This window comes from Flavobacterium tegetincola DSM 22377 (genome assembly GCF_000425485.1).
Lineage (GTDB): Bacteria > Bacteroidota > Bacteroidia > Flavobacteriales > Flavobacteriaceae > Flavobacterium > Flavobacterium tegetincola.
In genome coordinates, this window is record NZ_KE384383.1 from 277,661 (window position 1) to 289,939 (window position 12,279).

9 protein-coding genes are annotated in these 12,279 nt (G+C 32.9%); all 9 read left to right on the plus strand.

Annotated elements, in window-relative coordinates; translation table 11 throughout:
* Nucleotides 1–61: 61 nt before the first annotated feature.
* The 9 genes from H602_RS0110895 (at nt 62) to H602_RS0110940 (ending at nt 12,248) form a co-directional block, all read left to right on the plus strand.
* The gene (locus H602_RS0110895) at nt 62–430 is read left to right on the plus strand and encodes a four helix bundle protein (RefSeq protein ID WP_026978023.1); all 369 of its coding nucleotides are present in this window, start codon (nt 62–64) and stop codon (nt 428–430) included.
* 88 nt (nt 431–518) lie between these two features.
* Nucleotides 519–2,540, plus strand: a complete 2,022-nt coding sequence (locus H602_RS0110900) for a hypothetical protein (RefSeq protein WP_026978024.1) — start codon at nt 519–521, stop codon at nt 2,538–2,540.
* A 277-nt stretch (nt 2,541–2,817) separates the two neighbouring features.
* Nucleotides 2,818–4,773: an LTA synthase family protein gene (locus H602_RS0110905; protein WP_026978025.1), complete on the plus strand. Its 1,956-nt coding sequence runs from the start codon at nt 2,818–2,820 to the stop codon at nt 4,771–4,773.
* Between the two features lie 195 nt (nt 4,774–4,968).
* Nucleotides 4,969–5,631, plus strand: a complete 663-nt coding sequence (locus H602_RS0110915; protein ID WP_026978026.1) for a response regulator transcription factor — start codon at nt 4,969–4,971, stop codon at nt 5,629–5,631.
* Between the two features lie 7 nt (nt 5,632–5,638).
* Nucleotides 5,639–7,018, plus strand: coding sequence for a sensor histidine kinase (locus H602_RS0110920; protein WP_026978027.1), 1,380 nt, complete (start codon nt 5,639–5,641; stop codon nt 7,016–7,018).
* Nucleotides 7,019–7,029: 11 nt separating this feature from the next.
* Entirely contained in the window at nt 7,030–8,004 is a 975-nt protein-coding gene (locus H602_RS0110925; protein WP_245574942.1) for a T9SS C-terminal target domain-containing protein, read from the plus strand.
* 79 nt (nt 8,005–8,083) lie between these two features.
* The gene (locus H602_RS0110930; protein WP_035759450.1) at nt 8,084–8,602 is read left to right on the plus strand and encodes a hypothetical protein; all 519 of its coding nucleotides are present in this window, start codon (nt 8,084–8,086) and stop codon (nt 8,600–8,602) included.
* Nucleotides 8,603–9,060: 458 nt separating this feature from the next.
* Nucleotides 9,061–11,250, plus strand: a complete 2,190-nt coding sequence (locus tag H602_RS0110935; protein ID WP_026978030.1) for a glutamine synthetase III family protein — start codon at nt 9,061–9,063, stop codon at nt 11,248–11,250.
* A 104-nt stretch (nt 11,251–11,354) separates the two neighbouring features.
* Nucleotides 11,355–12,248 carry an OmpA family protein gene (locus H602_RS0110940; protein ID WP_035759453.1) on the plus strand — a complete coding sequence of 298 codons (894 nt, stop codon included), beginning with the start codon at nt 11,355–11,357 and terminating at the stop codon, nt 12,246–12,248.
* Nucleotides 12,249–12,279 lie beyond the last annotated feature (31 nt).

Here is a 12,279-nt window from a genome sequence, read left to right on the forward strand (position 1 = left end):
TATCCTTTTCACCTCTCCACCTTTTAAACTTTTAACCTTATAAACTTTTAAACCAATTTTCATGAGAACATTTAGTTTTGAAAAATTAATTGCTTGGCAAAGAAGTAGAGAATTAGCTGTCCTAATTTATAGAGTAACTAAAGCATTTCCTAAAGAGGAACTATTTGGTTTAACAAGTCAAATGAGACGTTGCTCAATTTCGATTGCATCCAATTTAGCTGAAGGCTCAGGTAGAGTTTCATTTAAAGACAAAGCACGTTTTACTGAAATCGCGTACGGTTCTTCATTAGAATTACTAAATCAAGTAATTTTAAGTAATGATTTGGAATACATTAACGAAGAGGAATATATTCAAATTAGGGAAAAAATTTCTGAAGTAAATATGCTTATTGACGGTTTATATAAATCGCAAAAAGCTAATTTTAAATAAAATAGTACAAGTCACTCAACTCTTAACCAATTAATTGCCAATCATACATTTTTTAAACTCATAAACTCATAACCTTTTAACCTAATAAATGAACACATCCACCATCTTATTACTTTTACTTTCAATAGTTATAGCCGGTGGATTGTCTTATTTTCAATATTATTACAAAGCCAAAAACAAATCAAAATTGCATTTGTTTTTGGCTTTATTACGTTTTGCCGTCTACTTCGGAATATTACTTTTACTTATAAATCCAAAGATTACCAATCATTCTTACGAAGTTCAGAAAACGCCATTGGCATTAGTGATAGACAACTCAGCTTCCATAAATTATTTGAAATCGGATGAAACTGCACGACAAGTGTATCAGCAATTAAGTGCCAATAAAGAATTACAAGACAAGTTTGAAATTCAAACCTACCGTTTTGATAGAGAGTTTGAAACGGAATCTGAATTTGATTTCAAAGGAACTCAATCTAGTATTGAAGAAGTTGCCAAAAACTTAAAAAGCATTCATAAGAACAAACGTTTTCCAATCGTTTTATTGACTGATGGAAATCAAACGATGGGTTCGGATTATGTATATGGTTTTCCAAATAAAACGACGGTTTACCCAGTAGTTTTAGGCGATACTACTACATTTATGGATTTGAAAATCAATCAAATCAATGTAAATAAATATGCATTTCACAAAAATAAATTTCCTGTAGAAGTATTCTTAAGTTATTCGGGAACACAGAATATAGAAGCTAATTTCAATATCAAACAAGGAAATTCAAACGTAGTTCAACAAAGCGTTTCTTTTGGTCCAAACAAAAAAACAGCGATTTTAAACTTACTATTACCGGCTAATTCCGTTGGTTTACAAATTTACCAAGCTACAGTTTCTTCTAAACTTCAAGAAAAAAATAGCTATAACAACACTAAAAAGTTTGCCGTTGAGGTTATCGACCAAAAGTCAGAAATCGCAATTATTTCGTCAATTAATCATCCTGATATTAGTGCGTTGAAACGTTCGATTGAACAAAATTTGCAAAGAAATGTAACGCTTTTAAAACCAGAAGCTACTGATTTGACCAAGTACAATGTGTTGATTTTATACCAACCAAACGCCACTTTCAAATCCATTTTTGATACTAATAAAAACCTCCAACTTCCGACGTGGGTAGTCACCGGAACGCAAACCGATTATAATTTTCTAAACCAACAACAAAAAGATTTGGTTTTCAAAATGAGTAACCAATCGGAGGAATTTACAGCTACATTCGATACGAATTTTAATTTATTTTCGATAGATAATATTGGATTCGAAAGTTTTCCACCGTTAAATAATTTATTTGGAAATGTTCAAATCAATGGAGCAATAACTACGTTATTAGGTTCTAAAATCCGTGCAATTGATGCGGGTTTTCCATTATTATCTTTCAATAATCAAAGTCCGCGAACCGCTTATTTAATGGGTGAAAATATTTGGAGATGGCGTATGCAAACCAATATCAAGAAAGAATCGTTTGAACCATTTGATATTTTCGTAGATAAAATCATTCAATATTTAGCTACTACAAGTTCAAGAAAATCTTTAGTCGTAGAGCATGAATCATTTTATAATTCAGGCGATGCGTTAATTATTACAGCTCAATATTTCAATAAAAATTACGAGTTTGATGAAAAAGCACGATTAACAATTGCCGTTAAAAACACCGATACTAATAAAATTAAAAACTACGATTTACTCAAAAGCAGTAATTCATTTTCAGTCGATTTAGAAGGTTTGCCTGCTGGAAAATATAGTTTTGTAGTAAAAGAATTAAATTCCAACACAACTTATTCAAGTACTTTTGAATTATTGGATTTTGATATTGAGCAACAATTTGTAAATCCAAATGTGCCACAATTATCCCAATTGGCAACCCAAACCAATGGACAAGCTTTCATGCCAAACCAGATTGACAATCTAATAGAATTGCTTAAAAAGAATACAGATTATACTGCAGTTGAAAAACAAATCACAACTAAAAAACCATTGATTGATAATGTATTATTGTTGATTTTAATGGCTTTGTTTTTAGCTGTTGAATGGTTTGTTAGAAAGTATAATGGAATGCTATAGTTTGGTTTCAAAATCCTGCAAGGTCTTTTTTTTGACCTTGTAGGTATGAGCTTAAATGTTTTAATACCTACAAGGTTTTGAAAACCTTGCAGGAAAACAGTAAAAATCAGGTAGTTCTTTGTCTCCATAAATCTGTGAAAATTCGAGCATCCCGACAGCTTTCGGGAGCGTAAAAAAGCGTTTATTAATCCAATCTTAAGAAACACTTTAGCAATTCTTAAGCCTTACTAATCTTTAAAAATTGAATTTTGTCTTGTAAACCAATTCAGTTTTTAAAATGCACATTCAACTTCCTAAAAGATTCAAATTACTTTTTGATTTTTCCATTTGGTTCCTATTATTTTCGCTTTTTCTTCGTGTTGTTTTCATTGTATGGCAATTTTCTGAAATCAAGTCTTCTGCTTTGAGTCTGTTGAAAACTGCTTTTTACGGTGTGTTTTTTGATATAGGCGTGCTATCATTTGTTTGGTTTATTAGTAGTCTGTATTTGCTCGTAATGCCGAGAAAATGGATTGGAAGTAAATTGGATAAAGTAGTAGTTTACTTTTTTTTCACGTTGACCGTGCTGATTTTTGTTTTTACTTTCTTTGCAGAAATCACTTTTTGGGATGAATTTAAATGTCGTTTCAACTTCGTAGCTGTCGATTATTTGATTTACACTTTTGAAGTGGTCCATAATATTAATGAATCCTATCCGTTGGTGTTTTTAGTTCCATCTATGCTACTAATTACGTTTGGAATTTTATTTTTATTTAAAAAACGCGGTAGTTTTGCACAGACATTTTCTACAAAAACACCATTCAAAACACGAATTATTCCGTTTTTAATTGCTGTACTGTTTTCAGGGATGTATATTTCATTTGTTAAAAATTCAGATGCCGAATGGTCCGAAAACCGGTATACAAACGAAATTTCAAAAGCCGGAATCTATTCGTTTTTTGCAGAACTGCGAAACAGTAAAATGAATTATGAAACTTTTTATGAAACACTTCCAAACGACGAAGCATTTACTTTAGTTCGAAAAAAATTGAAAGAACCCAATGCCAAATTTGACATCGATTCTATTTCCATAAGAAGAACGATTACTGATTCTGTAGCAAGTGAACAACGTCCAAATGTGGTTTTTGTACTGATGGAAAGTATGAGTGCAAATTTTATGCGTGAATTTGGCAACGATAAAGCCATTACGCCTTTTATGGATAAATTAGCACAAGAGAGTGTACTTTTTAGCAATCTATATGCTACAGGAACGCGTACTGTTCGTGGAATGGAAGCGGTAACGTTATCAATTCCACCAACGCCTGGAAGTAGCATTGTAAAACGCCCGGATAATGCAAATTTATTTACCATTGCTACCGTCTTCAAGCAGAAGAACTACCAATGCAACTTCTTTTACGGTGGCGATGGCTATTTTGACAATATGAATGCTTTTTTTGGCGGAAATGGATTTGATATATATGATCGGGGAAGAGGTAGTATTTTGAGTGACAAAATTACAGCTAAACGCTATAATTTAACTGACGATGAAGTAACCTTTGAAAACGCGTGGGGTGCTTGCGATGAAGATATGTATCAAAAATTAATTGCGGTAGCCGACCAATATCATGCAGCGAAAAAACCGTTTTTGAATTTTATAATGACTACTTCTAATCACAAACCGTACTCTTATCCGGACAAAAAAGTGGCCATTCCTTCGGGAACAGGAAGAAATGGCGCCGTTCAATATGCTGATTTTGCACTGCAACAATTGTTTGAAAAATCAAAGAACAAACCATGGTTTAAGAATACTATTTTTGTAATAGTTGCAGATCATTGTGCAAGTTCTGCCGGAAAAGATGAGATTGATGTGGCCAATTACCACATTCCTGCAATGATTTATGGCGCAAATATTAAACCTGAAAAAATTAGTAAATTGTGTTCACAAATCGACGTTTTCCCAACATTGTTTGGTTTGTTAAGTTGGAAGTACGAATCTAATTTTTACGGACAAAATGTTCGAGATACATCATTTGAACCTCGTGCTTTTCTAGGAACCTACTTGAAATTAGGGTACATGAAAAATAATGAAATCATGATTTTGTCCAATCAAAAGAAAAGCAATTTTTACAAATGGGACAAAGCCACAAACGATTTGAATAAAATACCGATGAATGACCGATTCTTAAAAGAATCCATTTCGTGGTACCAAACCGCAGATTATTTGTTTACCCACCAGAAATTGGTTGAGAAATAAAATTGTATTAATTTTACTAATGCAATGCGAAAATAGACAGATTGTTTTTTATGGTATTTTACTAGAAAAATTTATGTTTTAATTTCGTAAAAACTCTCAAGCAGAACTTTTTTAGTACAAAATTTTGCATCTTTGCGCTCCATTTTTTGAAATTGCGAGACCAATAAAATTAATTTAATTCTTCGAAAAACCGAAATGAAAATAGCCATTATAGAAGATGAAATCGGAATTACCAATTTCTTAAAGCAAGGTTTAGAAGAAGAACATTATGAAGTTGTAACGGCAAATGATGGTGAAAAAGGATGGGAATTAATTCAGCAATCAAAGCCGGATTTGATTCTCCTAGATTGGATGTTGCCAAAAATGTCTGGAATAGAGTTGTGTAAAAAAGTGCGATTAACAGACGCTACAACGCCTATCATTTTCTTAACAGCGAGAGATACGGTCCATGATACCATTGAAGGTTTAAAATCAGGAGCTAATGATTATATTAAAAAACCTTTTAGCTTTGAAGAACTTTTAGCACGAATTTCAATTTATTTTCGTAAAAATACAGAAGCTTCACAATTGACTTTAGGTCCGATTGCAATGAATCGCTTGACGCATCAAGTTTTTGTTTCAGAACGAGAAATATCTTTGACGCAAAGAGAGTTTGAATTGCTCTATTTCTTGATGAAGAATAAAGGAACAGTTTGTACAAGAACACAAATTATTGAGGAGGTTTGGAACATTCACTTTGAATATGATTCGGGAGTAATTGATGTTTTTATGAACAGCATTCGAAAGAAATTAAATATTCCAAAAGAGCAAGAGTTTATTAAAACCATACGAGGAATAGGTTATATTGCAAACGATTAAAATCTTTATGATGCATCTTTCATTTAAAAATCGGATTGCTCGTTATTATATTGTAAGTACGGCTCTACTCATATTTGCTGTGTTTTTTGTGGTTTTTTACAGTGTAAAAGTGAGTGTTTACAACGGAATTGACCGCGATTTGCAAGTTGAAATTGAATCCACGGCAGAACAACTTGTAGTAAATGAGCTCAATTTCAGCATCGCCGATCCTGAGGAATGGAAGGAGAAAGAACATACATCGCTTGGAATTAATCCAGTTTTTGTGCAATTAGTGGATTTTGAAGGGAAAATTCTTGACAAATCACCTAATTTAGACAATCATACGTTAACGCTTAAAAAGGATTTAAAGGATCAAAGTTACTATGATTCGACTTTAAAAAAGATCAACATTCGGCAAGTGCAATTTCCTGTTTTCCATGATAATAAACAAATTGGTTACGTCTTAATTGCCATGTCATTACAAGATGCAAAAGGTGTTTTAGTTACTTTAGGAGAAATTCTTTTTATAGGATATTTCTTTATTTTAATCGCTTTGTATTATATCGCTCGACTAATTGTGGGTAGAAGTATCCAGCCAATTTCATCCATCATTGAAACGGCTGCGCTAATTTCTAAAGACAATTTAAGTACACGAATTCCGCTTCCGGAAAATCACGATGAATTGTATACACTTTCTAAAACCATTAATAATTTACTCGATCGGATTGAAACAGCTATTGAACGAGAAAAACAATTTACTTCTGATGCTTCGCACGAATTAAGAACGCCACTGGCTGTTATAAAAGGAACTTTGGAAGTTTTGTCCCGAAAACCTAGAACTCAAATTGAATACGAGGAGAAAATTAAGTTTTGTGTTCTTGAAGTAGATCGACTGAATTTTTTGGTAGACGAACTATTGCTTTTGGCGCGTTTTGAGAATCAAAAGAAAGATATAAAAGTAGAATCTATCTATTTAAACGCGATGATTCTGGATGTTCTGACACGCAATGCTGAGGCAATTTCTGCGAAAAAAATTCAGATAAGCACTATTCTAGAAACCGATTTTTATTATACAACAGATCCGTATTTATTTTCAATTGTGCTTCATAATTTGGTTTCAAATGCCATCAAATATTCGTATGATGATGGAAAAATTGAAATTAAAATGTGGAGAGAGCTCCATCAAATCATTTTCACGTTAGAAGACAATGGTGTCGGAATTGAAAAAGCTGATATTGATAAAGTTTTTAATCCGTTTTACCGTTCAAATCCTTCGGAACATCCAGAAGTAAAAGGAACAGGTTTGGGTTTATCAATTGTAAATCGGTTAAGTGATTTGTTGCATTTTGATATCAAGATATCTTCAGAAAATGCGGGAACAGTGGTAACCCTAATTTTAAAAGAGTAGAATTAATGAATTTGAAGTGTATATTTTTACTATTACTTATGGTGCCAATGCAAACCTTTTCGCAAATTGAAGGCTGTACTGATAGCGAAGCACGAAATTACAATCCAAAGGCACTTATAAATGATGGGAGTTGTACGTACGTGGCATTAAAAATCCGTCCACAGTTTTCTATTTCAATTAGCGATAGCATTCAAGAAACGTCGGGTTTGCTGATGTGGAACGATAAGTTATGGACAATGAATGACGATGGCGATACCCATTTATATAGTTTAGATACAACGGGAAATGATTTGCAGAAATTTGCATTGCCAAAAGTGAAAAACAAAGATTGGGAAGCGCTTGCACAAGATAGTTTGCACATTTTTATTGGAGATTTCGGAAATAACGTCAGTGGAAACCGGCAAGATTTGCATATTCTCAAAATTGAAAAAAAAGCATTGCTTGAAAATAATATAGTTATAGATACCATCTCTTTTTCTTTTGAAGACCAGACTGACTTTACTCGAAAGAAAGCAAATACAACAAATTGGGATTGTGAAACAATGTTAGTAACGCGCGACAGCTTATATATAGTAACAAAAGAGTGGACGAACAAGAAAACCCGACTTTATGCATTGCCTAAAAATGCAGGAAATTATAGTGCCAGATTTAAAGCATCATTAGATGTAAAAGGATTGATTACTGGCGGGGTTTTATTGGAAGATAAAAAAATAATTGCACTTTGTGGATATTCTAAAAAGTTACAGCCTTTTCTTTACCTATTATATGATTACAAAGGCACTGATTTTTTTTCAGGAAACAAACGAAAGTTAAAAGTGGCATTGCCGTTTCATCAGATAGAAGGAATTGCGAGTAAAGATGGACTGCAGTACTATATGACGAACGAGAAGTTTACGAAAAAACCATTTATAACTACTAAACAGCAACTTCACGCTGTGGATTTGTCCATTTTATTGGAATCATATCTATTAAAAAGCAGTCGCTAACACTAAATTTATCTTAAATGCTTTTTTTGGTTTAGTTTTTGAAATACATTTAACATCACTAATCTTAAAAGACTAAATTATGAAACGTATATTATTACTATTTGCTTTTGTTGGAATTACTACTTTAACAAGTTGTGACGGAGATCAAGGACCACAAGGACCTAGAGGGCCTTCAGGAATTGAAAGTGAGGTTTTTGAGTTGCAAAATGTCAATTTCCAGCTCAATGGAGACAATGAGTACACCATTTTTCGGAATTTGACTCCGTTCATTAACGATGCAGACAACATTCTAATTTATCGTTTAGCAGGAACAATTGATGCACAAACTCCCATCTGGCAACTTATTCCAAGAACTTTATTTTTAGATGAAGGTGAATTGGATTATGATTTTGACTTCAGTCCAATTGATTTTACTATTTATGCCGGAGGAACGTTTAACATTGCAACAACACCTCAATTTATCAATAATCAAACTTTTAGAATTGTAATAATTCCTGGTTATTTTTCAAAAGGTAGTACTTTGGATTACAATGATTATGGTGCAGTAATAAAAGCATTCGATATTAACGATTCGAATATTACAGTTTTGAATAAATAATATCAAAATCTCAGATTTAGAAAGGAGAAATGACATAATTGTTATTTCTCCTTTTTCTTTGTAAAAAATTAAATCTTTATTTTCATAAATAGAAGGGTTTAAAAAGTCAGAGGTCTTTTTTTACGGAAAAGAGCTATAAACTCTAGCTGCAAGAAATAATCGAAGGCTTACAATCCTAAATCATTATTTAATATCTGAAGTTTAAAGAAAATTATAGATCTCATATTACATTAATTTATCATTATTTTAAAACACTGGTAAACGCTACTGTATAAATTTTTACTATGAATTAGCAGGGTTGAAAAATAATAATAGCTCAATACCGCGAATTTTACTGAATAAATGTATGTATTTTTACTTTGACCCCTAAAAAAAATAGGGTAAAATTAAATTCGCATTAAAAAATCAAATATATTTGCACTAGAATTAAAGTTTTAAATTAATTTAATATTCCATTTATGTCAACATTACGTTTCCAAGCATTACATGATGCAACGCACAGAGAACCAAGTAAGTTTGAAGAATCAGGTAAAAAGTCTCTTCTTTTTGGTCAAAATGTCTTTAATCAAGCATCAATGAAGCAGTTTTTGACTTCTGATGCCTACAAAGGAGTGCAAGATGCAATGCAATATGGAAAGAAAATTGATAGAAATTTAGCAGATTACATTGCGATGGGAATGAAAGAATGGGCACTTTCTAAAGGAGTGACACATTATACGCATTGGTTCCAACCATTGACAGGAACAACTGCTGAGAAGCATGATGCGTTTTTTGAAACCTCTTATGATGGTTTAGAATCATTTGAAAAATTTGGTGGAGCACAACTGGTACAACAAGAACCGGATGCTTCTTCTTTTCCGAATGGAGGAATTAGAAATACTTTTGAAGCACGTGGATATACTGCTTGGGATCCTACATCTCCAGCATTTATTTTTGGAACAACATTATGTATTCCAACCGTTTTCATTTCATATACGGGCGAAGCTTTAGATTATAAAACACCATTATTGCGTGCTTTAAGTGCACTTGACGATGCTGCTACTGATGTGTGCAAATATTTTGATAAAAATGTAAAGAAAGTTACGGCAACTTTAGGTTGGGAACAAGAATATTTCTTGATTGATAAAGCATTAGCAAACTCAAGACCCGATATTTTAGTAACAGGTAGAACACTTTTAGGTCATACGTCTGCAAAAGGCCAACAATTGGATGATCACTATTTTGGTTCAATTCCAACAAGAGCACTAAATTATATGCGTGAATTAGAGCAAGAATGTATGCTTCTTGGAATTCCTGTTAAAACACGCCACAATGAAGTTGCCCCAAATCAATTTGAGCTTGCACCAATTTTTGAAGAAACAAATTTAGCGGTAGATCATAATTCATTGCTTATGGATGTGATGCAAAAAATAGCAGAACGCCACCACTTTAAAGTGCTTTTCCATGAAAAACCTTTTAAAGGTGTTAATGGTTCAGGAAAACATAACAACTGGTCATTGGCTACTGATACTGGAGTCAATTTATTAAGTCCAGGTAAAACGCCGATGAGTAACTTGCAATTCTTGTCGTTTTTCATCAACACTATTAAAGCGGTAAATGACAATGAAGCGTTATTAAGAGCAACGATCGCTACAGCAAGTAACGACCACCGTCTTGGAGCAAATGAGGCTCCTCCAGCAATTATTTCCGTTTTTATTGGAGAACAGTTGACTAAGGTCTTGAATAATTTAGAAACCGTATCGGATGGAAAATTATCTCCAGAAGAAAAAACAGATCTAAAATTAAATGTTGTTGGTAAAATTCCAGATGTACTTTTAGATAATACGGACAGAAATAGAACATCTCCTTTTGCCTTTACTGGAAATAAATGGGAGTTTAGAGCGGTAGGTTCAACTGCAAACTGCGCAAACGCGATGACAACTTTAAACGCTATTGTTGCCAAACAATTAAAAGATTTTAAAATTGCTGTAGATGCTTTAATCGATGGTAAAAAATTGAAAAAAGACGAAGCTATTTTTAATGTGTTACGTGAATACATAAAAAGCACAAAATCCATTTTGTTTGAAGGCGACGGATACAGTGATGAATGGGAAGTAGAAGCGATTAAACGAGGACTTAGTAATTCAAAAACTACTCCAACTGCATTAAAAGCTAAAATTGATCCGAGAGTTATTGCACTTTATGGCGAAATGAACATCATGAATCATGTGGAAGTTCATGCACGTTACGAAATTGAGATTGAAGAATATACTAAGAAAATTCAGATTGAAGCACGCGTTCTTGGAGATATTGCTAGAAATCACATCATTCCAACAGCTATAAAATACCAAAATACACTAATTGAAAACGTTAGAGGTTTAAAAGAAATCTTTGGTGATGACTTTGAAAAAACAGCGGCAGAACAAATCATTTTGATCAAGCAAATTTCAAAACATATTGAAGGTATTAACCGTAATGTTGCTGAAATGATTGCTATTCGTAAAGAAGCAAACTTGCTAACCGATGCTCAAAAAATGGCAGAAATGTATTGCGACAAAGTAATACCATTCTTTGACGAAATTAGAAGACACTGCGATAAATTAGAGTTATTAGTAGATGATGAAATCTGGCCGTTGACTAAATACCGCGAATTACTTTTTACGAGATAAAACATAATAAGCTTGAAATAGAAAGACCTGAAAACACATTGTTTTCAGGTCTTTTTTTTTTACTATAATTGTAGTAACTTCGTTTATATCTTATACAATCATTTATGTTTAATAAATTCGCAGCGCTGGCATTTTTAATTTTATTTGCAAATCAAATTGCATACGCACAAGAATTATTCTCAGTCTACTTTGATACCAACAAATCAGAATTGGCTACAGCAGAAATTCGAAACGTTCAAACTTGGATTTCCGCCAACCCAAAAGTCAAGATTGTTGCCATAAATGGATTTACAGATAAAGACGGTTCTTCGGATTTAAACGACACATTGGCACAAAAAAGAGTAAATTACATGTATACTTTTGTTGCCAATAAAATAGCGATTCGCTCTGATTATAAGTCGCGCAGTTTTGGCGAAAATCATCTGCATAAAGAGGATAAGTCAAAAAATAGAAGGGTAGACCTCTTTTATATTCTTGAAAAAGATTTGCCACGTGAAAATGAAATTTTAGGCATCAAAGAAGAAGTCAAAGTTGCACAGCCAAAACCTGAAATTCGATATCCAGATAGTTTTCAAGTGCAGAACCCGAACGGGACTATTTCAGAATTTACGTTGGATAATGACTTTATGCAAAAGGTAACCAAAGCAAAAGCTGGAGAAAAATTGCAGATCGATAACTTAAATTTTCTATTCAATACCTTTGCAGTTACTAATGAATCCAGAGGAAAACTCTATGAATTACTATTAGTGATGCAACAAAATCCAAAGCTTAAAATCGAAATTCAAGGTCATATTTGTTGCAATTCATCTGGAAAAGAAACGCTCTCTACACAACGAGCCAAAGCAATTAAAGGTTTTTTAAAGAGCCAAGGAATTGAAAACAGTCGGGTCACTTATCAAGGATTTGGAAGTACACAACCGCTCTTTCCATTGCCTGAAAAAAACGAGCAAGAACGCGCGGCCAACCGCCGTGTTGAAATTTTGATTGTGGAAAATTGAATTTAATTCAATACATTTAATAAAGTAAAAA